The 22,233-nt window shown below is 69.4% G+C and carries 17 protein-coding genes and 1 pseudogene; 7 read left to right on the top strand and 11 right to left on the bottom strand.

Annotated elements, in window-relative coordinates; translation table 11 throughout:
* Positions 1–91: 91 nt before the first annotated feature.
* From HMPREF3121_RS03300 to trmB, 6 genes are all read right to left on the bottom strand, one after another.
* Positions 92–1,693 carry a peptide MFS transporter gene (locus tag HMPREF3121_RS03300; protein WP_083291230.1) on the bottom strand — a complete coding sequence of 534 codons (1,602 nt, stop codon included), beginning with the start codon at positions 1,691–1,693 and terminating at the stop codon, positions 92–94.
* A gap of 114 nt (positions 1,694–1,807) precedes the next feature.
* Entirely contained in the window at positions 1,808–2,161 is a 354-nt protein-coding gene (locus HMPREF3121_RS03295; protein WP_035121872.1) for a DUF3054 domain-containing protein, read from the bottom strand.
* A gap of 77 nt (positions 2,162–2,238) precedes the next feature.
* Positions 2,239–3,408 carry a lysylphosphatidylglycerol synthase transmembrane domain-containing protein gene (locus HMPREF3121_RS03290; RefSeq protein ID WP_070519842.1) on the bottom strand — a complete coding sequence of 390 codons (1,170 nt, stop codon included), beginning with the start codon at positions 3,406–3,408 and terminating at the stop codon, positions 2,239–2,241.
* A complete protein-coding gene (locus HMPREF3121_RS03285) occupies positions 3,405–5,987 on the bottom strand; it encodes an MMPL family transporter (protein WP_070519841.1) in 2,583 nt (860 codons plus the stop codon). Before HMPREF3121_RS03285 ends, HMPREF3121_RS03290 begins: the two co-directional genes overlap by 4 nt.
* Positions 5,988–5,994: 7 nt before the next feature.
* Positions 5,995–6,651: an NYN domain-containing protein gene (locus HMPREF3121_RS03280; RefSeq protein ID WP_035121860.1), complete on the bottom strand. Its 657-nt coding sequence runs from the start codon at positions 6,649–6,651 to the stop codon at positions 5,995–5,997.
* Positions 6,648–7,520, bottom strand: coding sequence for a tRNA (guanosine(46)-N7)-methyltransferase TrmB (gene trmB / locus HMPREF3121_RS03275; protein ID WP_371327313.1), 873 nt, complete (start codon positions 7,518–7,520; stop codon positions 6,648–6,650). The genes HMPREF3121_RS03280 and trmB overlap by 4 nt, the downstream gene beginning before the upstream one ends.
* A gap of 169 nt (positions 7,521–7,689) precedes the next feature.
* On the opposite strand from trmB, the gene HMPREF3121_RS03270 reads away from it, so the two are divergent.
* The 6 genes from HMPREF3121_RS03270 (at position 7,690) to HMPREF3121_RS03245 (ending at position 13,904) form a co-directional block, all read left to right on the top strand.
* Complete coding sequence (locus HMPREF3121_RS03270) at positions 7,690–8,223, top strand: hypothetical protein (protein WP_070519839.1); 534 nt, start codon at positions 7,690–7,692, stop codon at positions 8,221–8,223.
* Positions 8,220–9,239: a hypothetical protein gene (locus HMPREF3121_RS03265; RefSeq protein ID WP_141742954.1), complete on the top strand. Its 1,020-nt coding sequence runs from the start codon at positions 8,220–8,222 to the stop codon at positions 9,237–9,239. The genes HMPREF3121_RS03270 and HMPREF3121_RS03265 overlap by 4 nt, the downstream gene beginning before the upstream one ends.
* Positions 9,240–9,276: 37 nt before the next feature.
* On the top strand, positions 9,277–9,768 hold the full coding sequence (locus tag HMPREF3121_RS03260; protein WP_141742953.1) for a DUF6802 family protein: 492 nt from the start codon (positions 9,277–9,279) through the stop codon (positions 9,766–9,768).
* A 110-nt stretch (positions 9,769–9,878) separates the two neighbouring features.
* Positions 9,879–11,717: a phosphoenolpyruvate carboxykinase (GTP) gene (locus tag HMPREF3121_RS03255; RefSeq protein WP_070519833.1), complete on the top strand. Its 1,839-nt coding sequence runs from the start codon at positions 9,879–9,881 to the stop codon at positions 11,715–11,717.
* Between the two features lie 346 nt (positions 11,718–12,063).
* Entirely contained in the window at positions 12,064–12,504 is a 441-nt protein-coding gene (locus tag HMPREF3121_RS03250) for an RrF2 family transcriptional regulator (RefSeq protein ID WP_070519844.1), read from the top strand.
* A 185-nt stretch (positions 12,505–12,689) separates the two neighbouring features.
* Positions 12,690–13,904, top strand: coding sequence for a globin domain-containing protein (locus HMPREF3121_RS03245; protein ID WP_070519831.1), 1,215 nt, complete (start codon positions 12,690–12,692; stop codon positions 13,902–13,904).
* Between the two features lie 141 nt (positions 13,905–14,045).
* Here the strand turns inward: HMPREF3121_RS03245 and HMPREF3121_RS03240 are convergent, their stop codons facing one another.
* The 4 genes from HMPREF3121_RS03240 to HMPREF3121_RS03225 all read right to left on the bottom strand — a co-directional run bounded on the left by HMPREF3121_RS03240 (position 14,046) and on the right by HMPREF3121_RS03225 (position 19,865).
* Entirely contained in the window at positions 14,046–14,864 is an 819-nt protein-coding gene (locus HMPREF3121_RS03240; protein ID WP_070519829.1) for a GDSL-type esterase/lipase family protein, read from the bottom strand.
* A 454-nt stretch (positions 14,865–15,318) separates the two neighbouring features.
* Positions 15,319–17,523: a 3-hydroxyacyl-CoA dehydrogenase NAD-binding domain-containing protein gene (locus HMPREF3121_RS03235; protein ID WP_070519827.1), complete on the bottom strand. Its 2,205-nt coding sequence runs from the start codon at positions 17,521–17,523 to the stop codon at positions 15,319–15,321.
* Positions 17,524–17,581: 58 nt separating this feature from the next.
* Positions 17,582–18,817, bottom strand: a complete 1,236-nt coding sequence (locus tag HMPREF3121_RS03230; protein ID WP_035119936.1) for an acetyl-CoA C-acetyltransferase — start codon at positions 18,815–18,817, stop codon at positions 17,582–17,584.
* 178 nt (positions 18,818–18,995) lie between these two features.
* Complete coding sequence (locus HMPREF3121_RS03225; RefSeq protein WP_070519825.1) at positions 18,996–19,865, bottom strand: class I SAM-dependent methyltransferase; 870 nt, start codon at positions 19,863–19,865, stop codon at positions 18,996–18,998.
* A 101-nt stretch (positions 19,866–19,966) separates the two neighbouring features.
* On the opposite strand from HMPREF3121_RS03225, the gene HMPREF3121_RS03220 reads away from it, so the two are divergent.
* Positions 19,967–21,127 (top strand): glycosyltransferase family 4 protein, encoded by a 1,161-nt coding sequence (locus tag HMPREF3121_RS03220; protein WP_070519823.1) that lies wholly within the window; start codon positions 19,967–19,969, stop codon positions 21,125–21,127.
* Here HMPREF3121_RS03220 and HMPREF3121_RS12565 read toward each other — a convergent pair.
* Positions 21,117–22,233, bottom strand: a pseudogene (locus HMPREF3121_RS12565) (hypothetical protein); the annotation flags it as partial. The gene HMPREF3121_RS03220 and the pseudogene HMPREF3121_RS12565 overlap by 11 nt on opposite strands.

Genomic DNA, 22,233 nt, shown 5'->3' with positions numbered 1-22,233 from the left:
CGGCCCGTCGCAAAGCAACTGCGACGGGCCGGCCCTTTTCGTGCGCCCCCAAATGGGCGCCGGTGGTCGAGGAGGGAACGGTCGGGGGAACCTAGTGGACGCCCTCGAAACGGGCGACGATCCACTTCTTGGCCAGGATCAGGGCGGCGCCGATGGCGATCGACAGCACGCCGATGACGACGAAGAAATTCGACTCCGCGGACGCGTCCTCCGGGTGGTAGTACCCGGCCAGCACGCCGGCCAGCGACGTGCCCATGGCCACCGCCATCATCCACACGGCGAACATGCGGGTGGGGAAGGCCGCCGGCGCCAGCTTCGTCGCCAGCGAATTGCCCACCGGCGACAGCATCAGCTCGCCCATCGTGAACAGGAACAGAATCCAGACGATGACCAGCAGCGGCGTCGAGTTCGGGCCGCCGCCGACGAACGGCAGGAAGAAGAACAGCGAAACGCCGATGATGATGTTGGCGACGCCGAACTTCACCGGGTACGACCACTGGCGGTCGCCCAGCTTCGTCCACATCGCGGCGAAGATGCCGGAGAAGACGATGATGAAGATCGGGTTGATCGACTGCACCCACGTCGGCGAGATCTCGAAGCCGCCGATCATGCGGTCCAGGCGCTGATCCGAGTAGATCGCGATGACCGTGAACTGCTGCTGGAAAATGCCGAAGAACAGCACGCCGGCGACGAACATCGGGATGAACGCGATCAGACGATGCTTTTCGACGGCCGTGGTGCGCTCCGAGGTGTACATCTGGGTCCACAGCACCACCGCCGCGACGGCCGCCAGCACGGTGACGATGGTCGCCAGCGAATCGACCGGGACGATGCCCGTGGCGACGAGGGCGACGGCGACGACCACGAGGGCGACCGCACCGATCAGCGTCGGCGCGTACTTCGACTTCGGCAGCGGATTCGGCACCTCGTGGCCGGCGGCGCCGATGGTGGACTTGCGCATGAGCACGTACTGGACCAGGCCGATGGCCATGCCGATGGCGGCCAGGCCGAAGCCCCAGTGGAAGCCCTTCATGCCCCAGATCCAGCCGGTGAGCAGCGGGCCGAAAAGGGCACCGATGTTGACGCCCATGTAGAAGATGGAGAAGCCGGCGTCGCGGCGGGTGTCCTCGCGGGAGTACAGCTGGCCGAGGACGACCGACGCGGTGGTCTTCAGGCCGCCCGAGCCGAGGGCGACGCAGACCAGGCCGATGGCCAGGCCGGTGACGCCGGGGACGACCGCCAGCGAGATGTGGCCGATCATGATGAGCACGGCGGAGGCGAACAGGGTCCGCTCCGAGCCGAGGAGGCGGTCGGCGATCCAGGCGCCGATCAGCGCCGCCATGTAGACCAGGCCGCCGTAGGCGCCGACGATGGACGTCGCCACCGCCTGGTTCATGCCCAAGCCGCCGTCGGTGACGGCGTAGTACATGTAGTACAGCAGGATGCCCTGCATGCCGTAGAAGCTGAAGCGCTCCCACATCTCGACGCCGAACAGGTTGGCCAGGCCCCAGGGCTGGCCGAAGAACGTCCGCTCCTTGTCGGAGGCGGCGTCCGCTCCGCCGTCGACGGTGGTCCCCGGCGAGGTGCGGCCGCCGCCGGAGTGGTCCGGTGCGGCGGTCGGCTGGTCGGCCTCCGGGCGGTCATCGGGACCGGGAGAGGATGCGTCCCCGGTCGAGTCAGGTGAATGTGCCATGCGTCCGATTATTCGCCGATGGCGGCCGAATGGAAAACCGCGCCCGCAGGCTCGTCGGCCTCCGGGCGCGGGGATCGGGGCGCGGGCTTCGGGGCGCGCGCCGCGATGTCGGGATCAGGCGGCGGTGCGCTCCTTGAACAGGGCCTTGGCCAGCAGGCGCACGCCGATCAGCAGCAGGCCGCTCATGACGGTGGCGACGATGATGAACGACCAGTGCGGCATGGCGGAGTTGCGCACGGCCCAGATGATCAGGCCCGTGGCGGCGGTGGCCAGCCACACGATGACGCCGCCGGGCGCCACCGGCAGCGGGTCCTTCTTCGCGCCGGCGCAGATGGCGTGGCCGATGGCGCCGCCGATGAGGAAGGGCCACAGGGTGTCCAGGATGTTGGTCAGGGTGAACGGGTCTGCTTCGGTGTTGTGCGCCGCGCGGGCGAGTACGGCGAAGGCGAAGATCGCGAAGAAGTCCATGGCGATCGTGCGGGTGGCGGACACTGTTGCTCCTGTTGCTGTGCGTGTTGCTGTTCGTGTTGCTGTTCGTGTTTCGGTCAGTCGGGTCGGTGGTCGCCGGCCGGTCGGTTTCCATTATCCGCCGTGCCGTCGGTCGTGCCGGACGGGGCCCCGTCCATTGGCCCGCCCATCGCCCCACCCATGGCTCCGTCCGTCGGGTCGTCCGCGGCGTCGGCTTCCACGTCCTTGCGGCGGTCGCCGCCGTAGTCGACGAGGTAGACGATCCAGCCGACGGCGGCGGGCAGGATGAACGAGACGAGCCGGTAGATGAGGACGGTGGCCACGGCGTCGGTGCCGACCATGCCGGAGGCGATGAGGGTGCCGGTGAGCACGGCTTCGACGGGGCCGACGCCGCCGGGGGTGGCCTGGATGAAGCCGGCGACCTTGCTGAAGACGAACGCCATGACCACGGTTCTGACGGCGACGTCGTCGACGCCGACGGCGCGCATGGCGGCGTAGAGGCAGATGACGTCGGTGATCCAGTTGGTGAAGGACCACGCGAAGACGATGATCAGGCGCACCGGGCCCAGGCGGACGCTGGTCAGCTGGCGGATGGTGGCCCGCAGTTTCGCCGCGCCTTCCTCCGCGGGCTTGCGGCGGATGGCGTTGAACGTCTTGAGCAGGGGCTTTGCGACGGTTTCGATCATGGCCGTGTTGCGCGAGAACCACCACAGCAGCCCGGTGAGACCCAGCACCGCCACTCCCGCCGCGATGAGGCGGACCGGGGCGTCGCCCCTGATGAAGAACAGGGCGCCGAGGGACAGGGTCGCGAGTCCGAGGAAGCTCAGCGCACCGGACAGCAGGATGAACCAGCTGATGACGACGGGCGATGCGCCCCACTTCAGCTGCCGGCGCACCTGCAGGGCGGTGGAAAACGCGATGCCGCCGGGCACGGACACGGACCAGGAGTTGGCGGCGAGCACCAGGGAATTGGCGGCGCGGCGTGTCACCGGAACGTCCGCGGCGCGCAGCAGCAGGCGCATGACCTCCGCCATCGAGTAGAGCGACAGCGCCACCATCGCGGCGGAGAACAGCACCCAGCCGAAGTCGGCGCGGAGGAAGGTCCGCCACCCGTCGACGACGCTGTCCTGGTTCTGGAGCGCGAACCACAGCGCGACGCCGAGGATCACGAGGGTCAGCGCCCACCGGATCCACGACGCCGAGGCGGCGGACGTCACCGTGCGGGCGGCGTCGCGCATGCGGTTCATCGGTTATCAGCCGTCCCGGAATCGGGGTCGGGGGAACCGGGGCCCAGGGCCTCGCGCTTCTCCCACTCCAGGCGCAACATGATGTCGCGCACGGTCAGGCGGCCCTCGGGCACCTGGATGGGTTCGTCGTCGGGGACCGCGTCGCCGTAGCCGTCGTCGGCGGCACCGTCGCCCGCGTAGCGCGCGACGAGGTCGTCGTCCGGGTCGTGGCCGATGAACCCGGCCGCGGGGTCGTCGTCGACGAGTTCGCCTTCGTAGATCGGCTCTCCGGTTTCGGTGCGCTCCGGCATGGCGGGCACCGCGGGCGCCGTGGACGCGGCGGCGGGGGCGTCGCCTCGGGCGCGCCCGGCCTCGTCGAACCGCCCGGCATGCTCGTCGGCAAGCCCGTCGTCAAGCCCGCTGGCATGCGCCTCGGCGGGAGCGCCCGCCATCGCCGGGACGCGGGCCACCGGAGCCGGCGCCGCCGAACCGTGCCCCAGGTGCGCCGACAAACGCTTGACCCAGCGCGGGGCCCACCAGCAATCGTCGCCGAGCAGCTTCATCACCGCCGGGACCAGCAGCAGACGGATGATCGTCGCGTCGAGGAACAGGGCGGCGATCATGCCGAAGGCGATGTACTTCATCATCACGATGTCGGAGAACCCGAACGCGCCGGCGACGACGATCATGATCAGCGCCGCCGCGGTGATGATGCCGCCGGTGTTCGCCGTGCCGAAGCGGATCGCGTGCGGGGTGGCGGCGCCGGCGTCGCGGTCCTCCACCATCCGGGACACCAGGAACACCTCGTAGTCCGTGGACAGGCCGTAGATGATCGCGATGATCAGCACCAGCACCGGGCTCATCAGCGGCCCCGGCGTGAAGCCGAACAGGCCCGCGCCGACGCCGTCGACGAACATCGCCGTAAGAATGCCCAGCGTCGCGCCGAGGCCCAGGGCAGTCATGATCACGGCCTTCGCCGGCAGGATGATCGAACCGAACACCAGAGCCATGAGAATGAACGTGGCGACGACCATGTAGAGGATCATCCACGGCAGGGTGTCGAACAGCGCCTCGATGGACTCCACCTCCATCGCCGGGGTGCCGCCGACGAAGACCGTCGCCCCGTCGGGCACGTCGATGCCGCGCAGCTGCTCGACGATGCGCGTGCCGTCCTCCCTGTTCTCGATGCCGGCCGACAGGACCGTCACGCCGTCCTTCGTCGGCTGCGCGATCTTGAACCGGTCCGTCAGCCCCGCGACCTCGTTGGCCCGCTGGTAGATCTCGCCGACGGCGCGCGGATTGCCGCCGTCTTCGATGACCAGCTTCACCGGGTCGGTGCGCATCGTCGGGAAGTTCTCGTCGAAGCGTTCCTGCGCCGTGCGGGTTTCGTTCGCAGGCGGCAGGTAGGTTTCGTTGATGCCGCCGAACTTGATGCCGATCAGCGGCAGCGTCAGGGCCAGCAGGCCGATGGACACCGCGATGGTGACCGCCGTCGCGTGCTTCATCGCCCACGCGGGGATACGGCCCCACACCGAGTTCATCGACTGTTCGCGGGTGCGGCCCGCGCGGCGGACGCTCCACCTGTCGATGTTGGGGCCCAGCAGGCCGAACAGCGCCGGCAGCACCGTCAGCGACAGCAGCGCGGCCAAACCGACCGCGGACATCGCGCCGTATGCCACGGATTTCAGGAAGGCCTGCGGGAACAGCAGCAGTCCCGACAGGGCCACGGCGACCATCGCGGCGGAGAACACGACCGTCTTGCCGGCCGTCGCCGTCGTGTTCGCCACGGCCCGGGGGACGGGCACCCCCTCGGCCATCTCCTCCCGGAACCGGGACACCATGAACAGGCCGTAGTCGATGGCCAGGCCCAGCCCCAGCAGCGTGACGACGGACTGCGCGAAGGCGTTGACCTGGGTGACCGACGCCAGCATCGACAGGATGCCCAGCGAACCGGCGATGGACAGGATGCCCACGATCAGCGGCATCGACGCCGACACCACGCTGCCGAAGACGATGAGCAGCAGCAGCGCGACGATCGGCAGGCCGATCAGCTCGGCGCGCCAAATGTCGTCGGCCATGCCCGAATCCAGGGCGCCGGCCACCGGCGTCGCGCCGGCGATTTCCATGTCCACGCCCTCGAGGGGCAGCTGGTCCTCGATGGCGCGGTAGTTCTTCAGCACGTCGTTGCCGGTGCCGGTCAGGCCGATGACGACGAACGCGGTCTGCTTGTCCTCGGTGGCCATCACCGCCTGGTTGTTGGCGAAGTAGCTGGTGACGTGGGCGATGTACTCCGGGTTCTCCGCCTGCAGGCGCGCGAAGTGGTCGTTGACCCGCTGCGTCAGCTCCGGGTCGTCGACGGTGGCGCCGTCGGGCGCGTCGACGAGGACGACGACGTCGCCGGAATTGTCGCGGCCGAACGTCTCCTCCTCCAGCATCGCGGCGGCCGTCGAATCCGACCCCGGGTCGTCCCAGCCTTCCTGGTCGAGGCGGTCCTCCAGCTTCGTCCCGGAGAAGAAGAACAACGCGAGCAGGGCCGCGACCAGCACCAGCGGCGTGATGACGCGATGCCGGTACGCGAAGGCTCCCCATCGGTAGAACATGTGCGGGTCAGCGCTCCTTGAGCAGGGACATGAGCGAACGGAACGGCTGCAGCCAGGCACCCTCGTCCGGCAGGTTCTCCAGGTCGATGCGCGGCAGCGGTTCGCGGAACACTCCGGGGATGTCCTCGAGGTCGATGAACTCGATGATCTCGGAGTTGACGGCCCAGGCGGCGTGCTCGCGGAAGCCGATCACGGTGGTGGGGATCTGCGAGTGCTCGAGCTCCTCGAGCATGTCCTGGAAGTTCTGGCCGTCTGCGGAGGCGACGACGACGCCCTCGAGGATGCCCTCGTCGCGACGGCGCCGGATGTGGGCGAGCATGTCGGGGTCGACGTCGGAGTCGTCGCCGATCTTCGGCTTGGCGAACACGGCGAAACCGACGTTGCGCAGCGCCTCCACCCAGGGGCGCACGATGTCGGCGCTGCCGGGGGCGATGTTGGTGAAGACGGTCGCCTCGGGTTCGATGTGCGTGCCCACCTCGTCGGACAAGTCCATGGTGCGTTCGACGAGCCAGCGGCCGATCGCGTCGAAGCGCGGGCGGTGCGCGGCGGTGGGGCGGGAGCCGAGGATGGCGCCCAGGCCCATGTCGATGTTCGGGGCGTCCCAGACCAGCAGCAGGGTGGGCGTCGTCTCGGGGGATTCGGCGTAGTGGTGGGTGCCGCTCATCGGTCGTCCTCTCGGGTCGCGCCCGCGGTGTCGCGCTTGCGCCAGACGTATTCGTGGATGTCGTGGTCGAGGTTGAGGCCGCGGTTTTCGAACTTGGTGGTGGGTCGGTCGAGCAGCATCGGCGACTCGGGCCACGGCCACGGCATGGGTTCGAGGGCGGGTTCGACGTCGCGCAGTTCGTCGATCCATTCGGCGTAGCCGGCGTGGTCGGTGGCGGCGTGGAAGATGCCGCCGGGCTTGAGGCGCGAGGCGATGAGCCGCAGGGTGCCGCTTTGGAGGATGCGGCGCTTGTGGTGGCGGGCCTTGGGCCACGGGTCGGGGAAGAACAGGCGGACGCCGTCGAGGGATTCGGGGGCGATCATGCGCTGGAGGACTTCGACGCCGTCGCCGCGGACCATGCGGATGTTGTCGACGCCTTCGCGGGTCATGGCGGACAGCAGCTTCGCCAGTCCGGGCTTGTACAGCTCGACGGCGATGATGTTGTGGTCGGCTTCCTTCGGGGCCATGGCGACGGTGGAGGTGCCGGTGCCGCAGCCGATTTCGACGATGGTGGGGCCGGGGCGGCCGAACCAGGCGTCCACGTCGATGACGTCGTCGGAAAGCACGGTGCCGACCCGGTCCCAGTGTTCGTCCCAGATGGCGGACTGGCCGGGGGTGAGGGTGCCGCGGCGGAAGCTGACGCCGCCGATGCGCGGGTAGTCGAGGCCGTCGTCGAATTCGGTTTGCATGGGGCGGCCGTAGGGCAGGGCGCCCTTGCCGAAGTCGGGGACGCGGCCGGTGCCGGACGCCGTGTCGGGGGTCGCGGAATCCGCGCCTCCCCCGGCGGCGTCGTTCGTATCAGGGGTATCAGTATTAGTCATCGCTCCCATTGTTCACGACGGGAGGGCGGGGTCAATAATCCCGCGCGCGTGATTCGCCCGCGCGTGGGCGCGTGAACGGCGGGTGGCGGGTACCGGATCTGTTGCCGGTGCGGGGCGCCCGTGGTCTACTGGGCGCGTTCGGATCAGGGGGATCGGGCGGGTTCGGGGGGAACCGGGGATGGGCGAGTCGGTGCGGGACGGTCGTTTGTGGGCGGCGGTGGTCGATTGGTTGGCGGATGCCGGCGTCGGCGAGGCCGCGGCGGTGGACATGGCGGAGTTGCTCGATTCGGCGTCGGGGCCACCAGTCATCGCGGTGCGCGGGCCGGCGGGCATCGGTGCGAAGGGGGTTGCGGCGTCGTTGCGGCGGCATCCGACGGCGCGGGGGCGGTGGCGGATTCTCGCCGATGAGGGGGCCGCGCCGCGCGTCGACGCGGATGCGGTGGTGACGTTGTCGCACGATCCGGGGGCGGTTGCGCGGCCGGGCGAGGTGGTCGTCCATCCCCGGGGGCGTGCGGGGCGGGGCATTTCGCTTGACGACGCCGCCGATCCCGGTGGTCCGGCCGTGTCGGAGGTGATCGCCGCGGTGGCGGAGCTGACGTCGCCGACGGTGTTGGCGCAGGTGCGGTCGGGGCGGCTGGAAAGGGGTGTGGCCCGGATAGCGGTGGCGCACCCGGTGGTGCGCGACGAGCTGGAGGATCTGCTGTGGGCGTGACGGGGACGGGCGGGGAGAGGACGGATGCGCCGCCGTTGGAGGTGACCCGGACCGGCCCGGCGGCCGAATGGGCGGATGCGTCGGCGTTGGAGGCGGCGGGCGTGCGACTCGTCGACGGGCGGACCCCGGTGGTGCTCGTCCTCGTCGACGGGCGGGTGCCGCCGGATCGCGGCGACGTCGACCTGGTGGAGGCGGTGTCGGGGGCGACCGGGCGTTGCGCCGTCGGACTGGACCTCGATGGCCATGCGGGGGCGGGGTCCGGTGCGGGCCCGGCTGCGGGGTGCCTCGACCAGTGGCGCGACGCCATTCACGTCGACGTCGCCGTCGGGCCCCTCGACGCCACCATGGCCAGAACGTTGAAACTCCTCGCCGAGGGACCCGCCCGGCCGATCACCCCGACGCCGGGTCAACGTCGGCGGGCGTTGTTGGCGGCGCAATTGTCCGCCGATCGCGCCGGGCGGGCGCGGGCCGTCGACAAGCAACTGAGGGAGCGGAAGGCGACCATGCCGCACGCGATCGCCGACGCGCTGGAGGGGATCGGCCGCGGTACGCCGCCGACGTCGCCCGAGGAGGTCGATGAGGCGGTGGCGCGGGCGGCGGTGACCGTCGCGGAGACGCTGGGACTGCCCGGGCCGCCGGAGACGCCGACGGCGCCGGAACCGCCGAAACCGGGGATCTTCACGGACGTCGGGGTGGGGCTGCTGACGCTGGGCGCGGCGCTCGGCGCGGGCGGGATGCTCGGCGGGCTCCTGCAGTGGGCGGGACTGCCGGCGTGGGCGGTTGCCGCGGTGACGGCGGTGGCGGGTGTCGCGTTGGCGGCGTCGTTGGTGATCGCCGGCAGACGCAGGCGGATCGCCCGGGATCGCGCGGGATGGGTGGCCGCGCACCTGGCCAGGGTTCGGCGCACATGGGACCGGGACATCGCCGCCATGTTGCGCGCCGAATCCCGACCGCCCCCGGACGGTTGGCGGGCCCGGCACCTCGCGGCGGCGCTGCGGGCGGAGACCGGGAAATGACGGGGCGGAACCGACGAAAGAATTGGAGGAAACGGACATGGAGGGAATGAACGTGGAAACACCGATGGGCGGAATCGGCGGAGGCGTCGGCGGGGTCGAGTGGCCGACGACCGCGTGCGGGCTCGGCGAACTCGACGCGATCGGCGGCCCCGACGCCGGTGCGGCGGGTGCGACCGGCGGAATGATCCTGGAGATCGGCGGCGAGTACTTCGATCTCGGCCCGGGCACCGGGGATGTCGACGCCGATGGGATCGCGGATTCCGTGACGCTCGCCGACGACCGCGGATTGAGCATCTACGCCGACGTCGACGGCGACGGGACCGTGGACCACGTCACCACCGTGCTGTTCGACGGGACCTACGAGACGTGGACGGCATCGTCGGCGACGTCGGCGGCGTCGGCGGGGGCCGACGGAAGTTCCGGGGCCACCCCTTCGGGGGTGAATCCCGATGGCATCGACAAGCGGGAAACTCCGGCGACCTGGGGGGTTCACGAGTGGGAGCGGGGTGAACGGGGCCGATGGGCATGAGCATTCGCGAAACGGCTGCTGTGGTGTTCGTCTCATGCTCGTCGGCAGCGCTTTTCGGAATCCGCCGGTAGTCTGATAACGAGACGCGAAACCCACAGTCAGGAGTACAGATGTCCGCACCTTCCATCCCGGGTCTGCAGGGTCAGGCCCCGACCGAGAATGCCGAGCTGCTCAGCTGGATCGCCGAGGTTGCAGAGCTCACCACGCCGGACAAGGTCGTCTTCGCCGACGGTTCCCGCGAGGAGTGGGATCGCCTGTCCCAGGAGCTGGTCGACAAGGGCACGTTCATCAAGCTCAACGAGGAGAAGCGCCCGAACTCCTTCCTGGCGCGCTCCAACCCGGCCGACGTCGCCCGCGTCGAGTCGCGCACCTTCATCTGCTCCGAGAAGGAGGAGGACGCCGGCCCGACCAACAACTGGGCGGACCCGGCCAAGATGAAGGCGGAGATGACCGAGCACTACCGCGGTTCCATGAAGGGCCGCACCATGTTCGTCGTCCCGTTCTGCATGGGCCCCATCGATGACCCGTCGCCGAAGCTCGGCGTGCAGCTCACCGACTCCGAGTACGTCGTGCTGTCGATGCGCATCATGACCCGCATGGGCCAGGACGCGCTGGACAAGATCGGCAAGGACGGCGACTTCGTCCACGCCCTGCACTCCGTGGGCGCGCCGCTGAACGAGGGCGACGAGGACTCGACCTGGCCCTGCAACGAGACCAAGTACATCACGCACTTCCCGGAGACCAAGGAGATCTGGTCCTACGGCTCCGGTTACGGCGGCAACGCCATCCTGGCCAAGAAGTGCTACGCCCTCCGCATCGCCTCGGTCATGGCCAAGGAAGAGGACTGGATGGCCGAGCACATGCTCATCCTGAAGCTGACCGACCCGTCCGGCAAGGCTTACCACGTGGCCGCCGCCTTCCCGTCGGCCTGCGGCAAGACCAACCTCGCCATGCTGACCCCGACCATCGAGGGCTGGAAGGCCGAGGTCGTCGGCGACGACATCGCGTGGCTGAAGTTCGGCGACGACGGCCGCCTGTACGCCGTCAACCCGGAGAACGGTTTCTTCGGCGTCGCCCCGGGCACCAACTACGACTCGAACCCGAACGCGATGAAGACCCTGGAGAAGGGCAACTCCATCTTCACCAACGTCGCGCTCACCGATGACGGCGACGTCTGGTGGGAGGGCCTCGAGGGCAAGCCGGAGCACCTCATCGACTGGAAGGGCAACGACTGGACCCCCGAGTCCGACGAGCTGTCCTCCCACCCGAACTCCCGCTACTGCACCCCGATCGACCAGTGCCCGGTTGCGGCGCCGGAGTTCAACGACTGGAAGGGTGTCCCGCTGGACGCCATCCTGTTCGGTGGTCGTCGCCCCGACACCGTGCCGCTGGTGACCGAGGCCCTGTCCTGGAACCACGCGACCTTCATCGGCGCGACCCTGGCTTCCGGTCAGACCGCCGCGTCCGCCGAGGCGAAGGTCGGTTCGCTGCGCCACGACCCGATGGCCATGCTGCCGTTCATCGGCTACAACGTCGGCGACTACCTGCAGCACTGGGTTGACATGGGCAAGAAGGGCGGCGACAAGATGCCGCACGTCTTCCTGGTCAACTGGTTCCGCCGCGGCGACGACGGCCGCTTCCTGTGGCCGGGCTTCGGCGACAACTCGCGCGTCCTGAAGTGGATCATCGACCGCATCGAGGGCCGCGTGGAGGCCAAGGAGACCGTCGTCGGCTACACCGCCCGCGCCGAGGACCTGGACCTCACCGGTCTGGACACCCCGATCGAGGACGTCAAGGAGGCCCTGAAGGCGCCGGCCGAGAAGTGGCAGGGCGACCTCGCGGACAACGAGGAGTGGCTGAAGTCCCTCGGTGACCGCGTGCCGCAGGAGATGTGGGACGAGCTCGACGCCCTGAAGTCCCGCATCAAGGAGCGCGAGGCCAAGAAGTAGAGTTCGCGCTCACCGATCCCGGGCGTTGCCCGGGTTCACCGCACGCGTCCCGCAGCGCCCCTCCCGTCGCCGGCACAATGCCGGTGGGGGAGGGGCGCTTCGTGTTTCGCGCCGGCCGCGCCGTCTGGTGTCGCATGGGCCGTGGCCGGAGCCATTGTGCGGCCGTGTCGCGCGGTGGCCGAATCACCGCGTGACCGAGTCGACGTACCCGCATCCATTTGCGCAGGTGGTGTTCCGATAAACTCGTGGGAGGCGAAAGATCGGCCGAACCTGAACGCACGGGACCTCACGAGCCGTTCGGTTCGGCGCAACGTCCGCTTTCGTGACGAGAGAGGGTGTGTCCGACATGCAGCTCACGATGTTCTCCGATTTGAGTCTCCGGATCATCATGCGGATGGCGGCGGGGGAGCCTGGACAAAAGTTCACTGCGGGGGCGGTGGCCGATGAGCTCAATGCGTCACGTGCGCACGTGTCCAAGGTCGTGACCAAACTCGTCGAGATGGAGTTGGTCACCGCCGTGAAGGGTCGCTACGGCGGCATCTACCTGGCCGACGGTGCGCTCGACCGTTCCGTTGGTCGGATCCTGCGCGAGCTGGAGGGCGGCGAGGTCGTCGACTGCGTCGGCACGCAATGCCCGCTGCTGCCGGAGTGCAAGCTGCGCGGTGCGCTGGCCGGGGCGCAGGAGGCGTTTTTCTCGCACCTCGACCCGATCACGATCGGCGAACTGGTGCCCGTCGGCGGGGCCGGGACGTTGCTGCCGTTGGGCACCCGCACGTCGGCGAGTTAGCTTCCCGGCCGCGCCGGGGTGGGCGGTCGAAGGGGTTGGGGTGGGCGTCGCAAAGCAATGACCTGCCGTTTTTCGATGGGAAACCCCTCGGGGACACCCCTGCTCCGGCTAATGCGTAAACCAAATGCGCAATTAGTGCTAGCGTGGTCGTCGACCCCGATCACGACCCTCTCAAGGGAGCACCCATGGCCACCATCGACGTCAACAAGAACGGACTCACCGACGAGCAGGCGGACATCATCCGTCAGACCCTGCCCGTCGTCGGCGCCAACATCGGCGACATCACCCCGAACTTCTACCGCCGCATGTTCGCCGCCCACCCGGAGCTTCTGGCCGACACGTTCAACCGCGGCAACCAGAAGCAGGGCGCGCAGCAGAAGGCACTCGCCGCCTCCGTCGCGACCTTCGCCGCCACGCTCGTCGACCCGGAGGCCCCGGCGCCCGAGGAGCTGCTGGCGCGCATCGGCCACAAGCACCTGTCGGTCGGCATCGTCGAAGAGCAGTACCCGATCGTGCACAAGCACCTTTTCGATGCGATCGAGGAGATTCTGACGCCCGAGGTGTTCCAGGGCGCCGTCCGCGATGCGTGGGATGCGGTGTACCTGGAAATGCAGAGGGTGCTGGTGAACTTCGAAAAGGGGCTTTACGACGAAGCCGGCGTTGAACCCGGTGACGTCTTCCGTGCGGCGGAGGTCGTCTCGCGCGATGACCTGAGCGACGACGTCGTCGTGTTCGGCGTGCGCGGCAAGGACGGCGAGCTTCCGGGCTTCACTCCCGGTCAGTACATCTCCGTGCGCCAGACCATGTCCGACGGTGCGCGCCAGCTGCGCCAGTACTCCCTGGTCGGCGTACCCGGCGACGGCGTGCTGAAGTTCGCCGTTCGCCGCGTCCGCGCCGACGAGGCGGCCAATCTGCCGGCCGGCGAGGTCTCCAACAAGCTGTGCGACGACGTCCGCGTCGGCGACGACATCGAGATTTCGCTGCCCGCCGGCGACCTCGTGCTGGACACCGAGTCCGACGCCCCGGTCGTGCTGGTCTCCGCCGGCATCGGCGCCACCCCGATGGTCGGCATGCTCAATTACCTCGCCGCGAACGATTCGCCGCGCCGGGTGCTGTCCGTCCACGCCGACCGTTCGGAGGCCGCCGACGTGCTCGCCGCCGAGCGCACCGCCGCCGTGTCCGCGTTGGCCAATGGCGCGGAGAGGCGCTGGATTGAACCGGAGTTCATGGACCTGTCCGCCGGGGGAGGAGTCGAGCTGCCCGAGGATGCGGAGTTCTACATCTGCGGCGGCAACGGCTTCCTGCAGCACGTCCGCGAACAGCTCGCCGAGCGTGGCGTCGACCGTTCGCGCATCCACTTCGAGCTGTTCAGCCCCAACGACTGGTTGCTCGACGCGTAAGCGGTGAGGCCGTGGGGGCGGCCGCCGGAACCCAAGCGGCTCCCAGGGCATGAAAGAACCCGCCGTCCTTTCGGATGGCGGGTTGTTTCGCGTCGCACGCGTCCCGGCGTCGTCGGTTCCGGGAGCGTGCGCGGACCCTATTTAGGCGCGGCCGACGTGGTCGCCGGCGACCTGGACGCCGTGGTTGGTCATGTGGACGAACAGGTTGTAGTCGCCGATGCTGTCGTCGATGACGCCGACGACCCAGTTGTCGGCGTCGCAGGTGCCGTGGCCGGCGGTGGCGGCCTTGAGGCTGACGAACTGGACGCCGGTGTCGCCGGCGGCCTGGGCCAGGGCGGCGTCGAGGCCGTCCTCGATCTCGCGGAGGTTGACGGCCGGGGTCGGCACGCCGACGCCGCCGGTGTTGATCAGGCAGACCTCGCCGTTGGGGCCGGAGACGGTCGGGTAGCCGGCGATCTTCACCTTGGCCTGCGGGGCCACGTGCTTGATCTGGTTGATGGCGTCGCGGGCGGCGACGCGGAGGTTCTCCTGGATCTGCGGCATGGGCATGCGCTCGTTGGCGATGTACGGGTAGGTGTCGTTGGCGCCGGCGAGGATGACGACCTCGCGCGTGCCGCGGTCGAGTGCGCCGGTGGCGGTGGCGCGGTTGATCTGCTCGGAGATCGGGATGCCGCCGGTGCGGAAGGAGGAGCCGGCGCAGGTGTAGTCGGCGACGGGGGTGTTGTTGGCGGCGCCGACCGCGTTGGAGAACAGGAAGTCGGTGCCGCAGCCCATCTCGTTGACGCGGCCGCCCGGGATGGGGGCGCCCTTGGCGGTCAGCCAGTCGCCGAGGGTCGGATTGGCCGGCAGGGAGTCGCCGAAGACGACGGTGTTTCCGGGCGCGGCCTGCGCGGCCATCGGCAGGGTGACGGCGGCGACGGCGGTGGCGGCGAGAGTGGCCAGAACGGAACGGATTCGCATGGGGCTGCCTTCGTGGTGACGACGAAGCGACCGGGTGGTTCCGGCCGCGATAACAACATGCACAGCTTAATCGTTGCCGTGCCGTTATAAAAGTCGGATGAGAAAGTCTCTCAGCTGGTTTTCGCTTTACGACGAGGCGTAAACCCGAGTGGCGTGGGTTCTCGGGGGCCGTCGTCAAGCAAAAACTCGTGTGACGTATGTGATTGAAATCGCCCTGTGCGCCAGATGTGGTGCATGGGGCATATGGGGTGAGTGTACCGCCCCATGGCGACCGTGGCAGGGGAACGGAGATCCGACGCGGCTCCGGAAAGCGCGGGCGGAGGAGGCGGGCACGGTCGCGCCAACCACGAAACCGGCCACCCGCATGATGCGGATGGCCGGTTCAACGGCCGCCGCCGACACCGGATGACGCCCGGAGGGGGCGCCCGGCCCGACGGTGGCGGGCGGTTCGGGACTAGCCCTTCAGCGACGCCGGCGGAGCGAAACGCTCACCGTACTTCGCGGCCAGCTCCTCGGCGCGGGCGACGAAGCCCTCCACGCCACGCTGCGGCGAACCATCGGCGCCGACGCCGTCGTAGTTCTTGATGAACTGACGGGTGCCGCCGGTCCACGCCGGGTAGCCGATGCCGAAGATCGAACCGATGTTGGCGTCGGCGTCGTGCAGGACCACGCCCTCGTCGAAGCACTTCTGGGTCTCGACGGCCTCGATGAACAGCATGCGGTCGATGAGATCCTGCAGGACCACGTCCTCGGCGGGAATGGAACCGGCGCCGAGCTCGGTGCGCAGACCGTCCCACAGGCCCTGACGACGACCGTTGTCGTATTCGTAGAAGCCGCGGCCCTCGAGCTTGCCCGGACGGTCGAAGTCGTCGAGCATGCGGTTGACCAGGGTGGACACGCCGCCGTCGTCGATGGTCTCGCCACGGCTGCGGGCGGCGGCCGCGTTCTCCTCGCTGATCTTCTTCATCAGCTTCAGGTTCAGCTCGTCGGCCAGCTGCAGCTGCGCCGCCGGGTAACCGGCCTGGCGGGCGGCGGCCTCGACGGTCGCCGGCTCGTAGCCCTCGGCGACCATGCGGATCGCCTCGTTGATCACGGTGCCGATGACGCGGGAGGTGTAGAAGCCGCGGGAGTCGGTGACCACGATCGGGATCTTGCGGATCTGCACCGAGAAGTCCAGCGCCGCGGCCAGGACGGCCGGGTCGGTGTTGTCGCCGGAGATGATCTCCAGCAGCTGCATCTTGTCCACCGGGGAGAAGAAGTGCAGGCCGATGAAGTCCTTCTCGCGCTTGACGTGGGACGCCAGCTCGGTGATCGGCAGGGTCGAGGTGTTCGAACCCAGGATGCAGGTCTCCGGCACCGCGGCCTCGATCTCGGCGTGGACCTTGTGCTTGAGCTCCGTGTTCTCGAACACGGCCTCGATGACCAGGTCGACGTCGGAAAGATCGTCGTAGGAGTCGGTCGGCTTGATGCGGCCCAGCAGCTGCGCCGACTTCTCCTCCGTGGTGCGGCCGCGCTCCAGGGCCTTCGCCTCGAGCTTCTCCGAGTAGTTCTTGCCGCGCTCGGCGTTCTCCAGGGAGATGTCCTTGAGCACCACGTCCATGCCGGCCTTGGCGCACACGTACGCGATGCCCGCGCCCATCATGCCGGCGCCGACGACGGCGACCTTCTTGAACTCGGTCTTCGGGTACGGGGTGCCGTCGGCCTGCAGCGGGCGGGAACCGCCGCCGTTGCAGTGGTTCAGGTCGAAGAAGAACGCCTGCATCATGTTCTTCGACTGGGAACCGCAGACCAGCTCGGTGAAGTAGCGGGACTCGATGGTCAGGGCGGTGTCGACGTCGACCTGGGCGCCCTCCACCGCGGCCTGCATGGCGCGGCGCGGGGCGACCATCGGGCTGCCCTTGAGCTGCTTGGTCAGGTTCGCCGGGAAGGACGGCAGGTTCATCGCGAACTTCGGGGTCTTCGGGTCGCCGCCCGGGATCTTGAAGCCCTTGACGTCCCACGGCTGCTCGGCGACGGCGTCGTCGGACAGCAGCCACGCGCGGGCGCGGTCCAGGAGCTCGTCGGGGGCGACGACCTCGTCGACCAGGCCGACCTTGAGAGCCTTGGCCGGGTTCATCTGCGCGCCGGTGAGGATGACCTTCATCAGCGCGTCCTGGATGCCGATCATGCGGACGACGCGGGTGATGCCGCCGCCGCCCGGCAGCAGGCCGAGGGTGACCTCGGGCAGGCCGATCTTCGAGCCGCGGGCGTCGGCGGCGATGCGGTGGTTGGCGGCCAGCGCGACCTCGAGGCCGCCGCCGAGCGCGGCGCCGTTGATGGCGGCCACGACGGGCACCGGCAGCTTCTCGACGCGGCGCAGCGACTCCTTCATGTGCTGCACCATGTCGAACATCATCTGGGCGTCCTCGGGGCCGACCTGCGACATCTGCTTGATGTCGCCGCCGGCGAAGAACGTCTTCTTGGCCGAGGCCAGGATGATGCCCTTGATGCCGGCCGCCTCCGGGCCGTCGGCGAGCTCCTTCTCCAGACGCTCGACCGTGGCGCGGAAGTCGTCCTGGAAGGTCTTGTTCATCGTGTTGACGGGCGCATTCGGGTCGTCCATCGTCAGCGTGACGATGCCGTCGTCGGCGAGGTCCCATCGGAACATGTTGTCGGTCATGTGGTGATCTCCCTGTATCCCTGTGTTTGTCGGTTGATTCCGGAAAGCGAGATCGGGCCTAGACCCGCTCGATGATGGTGGCCACGCCCATGCCGCCGCCGATGCACAGCGAGATCAGGCCGTAGCGGCCGCCGGTGCGGTGCAGCTCGTCGATGGCCGCGCCGGTGATCATGGCGCCGGTGGCGCCGAGCGGGTGACCCATGGCGATGGCGCCGCCGTTGACGTTGAGCTTCTCGTCGGGGATGCCCAGCTTCTGCTGCGCGTGGAGGACGACGGCCGCGAAGGCCTCGTTGATCTCCCACACGTCGATGTCGTCGACGCCGAGGCCGGCCTTGGCCAGGACTTCGCGGACGGCCGGCTCGATGCCGGTGAGCATGATCGTCGGCTCGACGCCGTTGACGGCGGTGGCGACGATGCGGGCGCGCGGGGTCAGGCCCATGTCGGAGCCGGCCTTCTCGGTGCCCACGAGGGTCAGGGCGGCGCCGTCGACGATGCCGGACGAGTTGCCCGGGTGGTGCAGGTGGTTGATCTGCTCGAGCTGGGTGTACTTCTTCAGCGCGACGGCGTCGAAGCCGCCGAGCTCGCCCATCTGCGCGAACGAGGGACGCAGGCCGCTGAGCGACTCGACGGTGGTGCCCGGGCGGACGGTCTCGTCGTGGTCGAGGATGGTCAGGCCGTTCTGGTCGACGACCGGCACGACGGAGTCCTTGAAGCGGCCCTCGTCCCACGCCTTCTTGGCGCGCTCGTGGGAGTTGACGGCCAGCTGGTCGAGCTGCTCGCGGGTGAAGCCGTCGAGCGAGGCGATGAGGTCGGCGGAGATGCCCTGCGGCACGAAGTCGGTGGCGAAGGACGCCTGCGGGTCCATGGCCCAGGCGCCGCCGTCGGAGGCCATGGGCACGCGGGACATGGACTCGACGCCGCCGGCGAGGACGAGCTCGTCCATGCCGGAGCGGACCTTGGCGCAGGCCAGGTTGATGGCGGTCAGGCCGGAGGCGCAGAAGCGGTTGATCTGCACGCCGGCGGTGCGGTTCGGCAGTCCCGCGGCCAGGGCGGCGGTGCGGGCGATGTCGGCGCCCTGGTCGCCGACCGGGGTGACGCAGCCGATGACCATGTCGTTGATGCGTTCTTCGTCGAGGCCGGGGTTGCGGCGGCGGATTTCCTCGACGAGTCCGACGAGCAGGGTCAGGGGGCGCACCTCGTGGAGGGAGCCGTCCTTCTTGCCCTTGCCTCGGGGGGTGCGAATGGCTTCGTAGATGAAGGCCTCGCCACCCGCGGGGATGTTGGCGTTGGTCATGGTGTGTCGTGTCCTCACATGTCGGCGAAGAGTGTCTCATGTCACTATAACGACATATGTGAAGGTGTCCACGGGTCCGCTCAATTAACCGCGTCCACCGGTGCATCGGGTGCCCCCGAAATCCCCGAAACCGCTGGCGGATCCGCCTCCTCCGGTGTTTGTCCCGCTGCTTCCTCTGCTACTTCTTCCGCAGCACGAGCACGAGGTTGGACACTCCGACCTCGCGCAGCACCGGCACCTTGGTCATCCACCATGCCCACCACGGGTGGTAGCGGGGGAATGCGGCGAGGAGTTCGGCGTGGCCGGCCCGCTGCATTTCGCGGCCCCAGGCCAGGCCTTCGGCGCAGCCGACTTCGAACAGGGACTCGCCGTAGTAGTTCTTGGGACGCTTGCCGTGCTTCTTTTCGTACATCCGGCGCGCGCGGTCGCCGCCGAGGTAGTGGGTCAGCCCCATTTCGTGGCCGCCGAACGGCCCGTACCAGAGGGTGTAGGAGTAGACGACCAGTCCGCCGGGTGCTGTCACGCGCAGCATTTCGCGGCCCATGCGCCATGGTTCGGCGACGTGTTCGGCGACGTTCGACGAGTACGTCAGGTCGAACGCCCCGTCGCGGAAGGGCAGGTCGAGCCCGGATCCGCGCACGGAGGAGTCGAGTCGGATGCCCGCCGCCGCCATTTCGCCGACGTCGGGTTCGCACGTGTAGTATTCCACGCCGCGTTCGGCGAATGCCCGGCCGAAGTATCCCGGTCCGCCGCCGACGTCGAGGATTCGCGTCCCCGCCAGGGGAGAGGCCGTCTTGTTCCCGGCCCCTTCCGGGCTTGACGACGTTCGCGTGGCCGCGTCGGCCGTCGTCACGCGGGCGCCGCCGGATCGCGTCAGCCCGGATCCGGCGGCGATGCCCTCGAGCAGCGCGACGGTGTCTTCGGCGAGGTGACCGTAGAAGCGGTCGGGGTCGGTCTGCTCGTACTTGAAGTCGTCGAGCAGGCCGAAGGAGCGGCGGAGGGTGCAGTGGGAGCGCAATTCGGACAGCGCGGGCGGCGTGAAACTCACGTCTTCGACCCTATTGCACCGTCACCCGACCGGGGGCCGGGCCGGGGGAAAAGCCCGGAACCCGCCGTGGGCGCCGGGGCCGGGGATTATGGTTGCACCCCATGAAGATTCTGCTGCTGTGCTGGCGCGACACCGGCCATCCCGAAGGCGGCGGCAGCGAACGCTACCTCGAGCGGGTCGCCGAACACCTCGCCGAGCAGGGGCATCGCGTGGTTTTCCGCACCGCCGCCTACCCCGGTGCGCCGAAGAAGTCCGAGCGGGCCGCGGTGCGTTATTCCCGCTGCGGCGGCAATTTTTCCGTCTACGTCCGCGCGTGGGGTGCGATGCTCGCCGCCCGCGTGGGCCTGGGCCCCATCGCCCGCGCGCTGGGCGGCCGGCCCGACGTCGTGCTGGACACCCAAAACGGCATCCCGTTCTTCGCGTCCGTGTTCTCCGGGCGGCCGACGGTGGTGCTCACCCACCATTGCCACCGTGAGCAGTGGCCGGTGGCGGGCAAGCTGGTGGGCATGGTCGGCTGGTTCATCGAGTCGTCGTTGGCGCCGGCGGTGCAGCGGTCCTGCCGGTACATCACGGTGTCGCGGCCCAGCGCGGATGATCTGCAGGGGCTCGGCATCGAGGGGGATCGGATCTCCATCATCCGCAACGGCGTCGATCCCGTCCCCGAGGTCGCCGTCGATGCGGAGCGGACCGTCTCGCAGGATCCGTGCGCCGTCGACGGGGGGCCGCGCCTGGTCACGTTGTCGCGGCTGGTGCCGCACAAGCAGATCGAGCACGCCATCGACGCCATCGCCGCGATCAACCCCACCTACCCCGATGCTGTGCTCGACGTCGTCGGTTCGGGCTGGTGGAGCGACGAATTGCTCGCCTACGCGGAGAAGCAGGGCATCGCCGATCGCGTCGTTTTCCATGGCCAGGTGTCGGAGGAGGAAAAGCACCTCATCCTCTCCCGCGCCTGCGTTCACGTGATGCCGTCGCGCAAGGAGGGGTGGGGTTTGGCCGTCATCGAGGCCGCCCAGCATGGCGTGCCCACGGTCGGTTACCGCTCGTCGGCGGGGTTGCAGGATTCCGTCGTCGACGGGGTCACCGGCTTGCTGGCCGACACTCCGGCCGGGCTCGTGGAGTCCGTGGGGTCCATCGTCGGGGACCCGGACCTGCGTGCGTTCCTCGGCGCGGAGGCGAAGAAGCGCGCGGAGACGTTCAGTTGGGACGCCACGGCCCGCGCGGTGGAGCAGGTGCTTTCCGACGTCGCCGTCAAGCGGTGACGCCCGGGTAACCGCGGATGCTCGGGGGCGGCGTGCGGCGGTCGGGAGCACGGCGAGTCCGGTCCCGGCGAGAACCGGGGGCGAGGCCACCGGCCGGACCGGCCAGAGCCATCGCCGCCCACGCCGCCAGCGCGATCCACGCCGGCGTTCGATCGGCGTGGTCGACGGGGGCGATCGCGCCGGGCACCCGGTGCAGCGCCAGGTGCGCATCGGAGTAGACGAGCTCGAGCCGGTCCAGGACGCGGGCCGAATCGCCGAGCTCCCCGGGGGATGATTCCACCAGCACCCAGGCGACGCCGTTGGCGCGGAGGATCTCCACCGCGTCGTCGGGTGCGTCGAGCAGCGTCGCCTCCACCGTCGCGGCGGTGGTGCCTTCGCCCCCGACCCGGGTGCCGGACACCACCAGGTCACCGGTGGCCAGCACCGGGGCGGGCAGGATCTTCACGGCCGGATCGTAGGTGGGGCGGCCGTCGATGATGCGGTACGGGCCGGCGGGCAACACAGCCACGGCCGAGTCGTCCATCGCGACCAGTCCCGACACCGCATTCCACCCCGGCCACGGGTCCACGGGCCGCAGCGGCGCGACGGCGCGGGGCAGGTCGGGCACGGCGGCGATGACGACCGCGACAGCGAAGATCGTGGCCAGCCAGCCCCGACGATCGGGGATCTGCCGGGCGATGGCCTCCCCGCCGGCGGCGGCGAGGATCACGTACCCCGGCACCGCGAGCGCCACCCATTTCTGGGCGTCGCGGAACAAACCCGCGCCGGGCACGGTCTCCAGCGCCCACGACATCAGCGCCAATCCCGGCGGCGTCGCCATCGCCGAGACCACGAGCACCGCGGCCACCGCCAGCACGATGAGGCGGCGGCGATCCGATGCGAGGCGACCGGCGGCACCCGACCCGGCCGCACGCGACTTGGCCGTCCGCGAACCCCACGCCATGCGCCAGCCGACGACGAACAACGCCAGCAGCGCGACGACGGCCAACGCCGCCGGCCCGGTTTCGCGGGCATCGGGCACGGCCTGGCGGTTCCAGATGCCGCCGAGTCCCGCGACCGCGCCGAGGGTGCCCCCCCACCGTTCCGCCCGGGCGGCGAACGCCCCG

It is taken from the genome of Corynebacterium sp. HMSC11E11 (assembly GCF_001807025.1).
Classification (GTDB): domain Bacteria; phylum Actinomycetota; class Actinomycetes; order Mycobacteriales; family Mycobacteriaceae; genus Corynebacterium; species Corynebacterium freneyi.
The sequence above is the reverse complement of the archived record's forward strand: the minus strand, read 5'-3'. Positions and strand labels throughout refer to the sequence as shown.

Excerpts from the sequence above, each read along its gene's own strand:
- HMPREF3121_RS03300 (WP_083291230.1), bottom strand. The coding sequence starts at position 1,693 with ATGGCACATTCACCTGACTCGACCGGGGACGCATCCTCTCCCGGTCCC.
- HMPREF3121_RS03295 (WP_035121872.1), bottom strand. The coding sequence starts at position 2,161 with ATGGACTTCTTCGCGATCTTCGCCTTCGCCGTACTCGCCCGCGCGGCG.
- HMPREF3121_RS03290 (WP_070519842.1), bottom strand. The coding sequence starts at position 3,408 with ATGAACCGCATGCGCGACGCCGCCCGCACGGTGACGTCCGCCGCCTCG.
- HMPREF3121_RS03285 (WP_070519841.1), bottom strand. The coding sequence starts at position 5,987 with ATGTTCTACCGATGGGGAGCCTTCGCGTACCGGCATCGCGTCATCACG.
- HMPREF3121_RS03280 (WP_035121860.1), bottom strand. The coding sequence starts at position 6,651 with ATGAGCGGCACCCACCACTACGCCGAATCCCCCGAGACGACGCCCACC.
- trmB (WP_371327313.1), bottom strand. The coding sequence starts at position 7,520 with ATGGGAGCGATGACTAATACTGATACCCCTGATACGAACGACGCCGCC.
- HMPREF3121_RS03270 (WP_070519839.1), top strand. The coding sequence starts at position 7,690 with ATGGGCGAGTCGGTGCGGGACGGTCGTTTGTGGGCGGCGGTGGTCGAT.
- HMPREF3121_RS03260 (WP_141742953.1), top strand. The coding sequence starts at position 9,277 with ATGGAGGGAATGAACGTGGAAACACCGATGGGCGGAATCGGCGGAGGC.
- HMPREF3121_RS03255 (WP_070519833.1), top strand. The coding sequence starts at position 9,879 with ATGTCCGCACCTTCCATCCCGGGTCTGCAGGGTCAGGCCCCGACCGAG.
- HMPREF3121_RS03250 (WP_070519844.1), top strand. The coding sequence starts at position 12,064 with ATGCAGCTCACGATGTTCTCCGATTTGAGTCTCCGGATCATCATGCGG.
- HMPREF3121_RS03245 (WP_070519831.1), top strand. The coding sequence starts at position 12,690 with ATGGCCACCATCGACGTCAACAAGAACGGACTCACCGACGAGCAGGCG.
- HMPREF3121_RS03240 (WP_070519829.1), bottom strand. The coding sequence starts at position 14,864 with ATGCGAATCCGTTCCGTTCTGGCCACTCTCGCCGCCACCGCCGTCGCC.
- HMPREF3121_RS03235 (WP_070519827.1), bottom strand. The coding sequence starts at position 17,523 with ATGACCGACAACATGTTCCGATGGGACCTCGCCGACGACGGCATCGTC.
- HMPREF3121_RS03230 (WP_035119936.1), bottom strand. The coding sequence starts at position 18,817 with ATGACCAACGCCAACATCCCCGCGGGTGGCGAGGCCTTCATCTACGAA.
- HMPREF3121_RS03220 (WP_070519823.1), top strand. The coding sequence starts at position 19,967 with ATGAAGATTCTGCTGCTGTGCTGGCGCGACACCGGCCATCCCGAAGGC.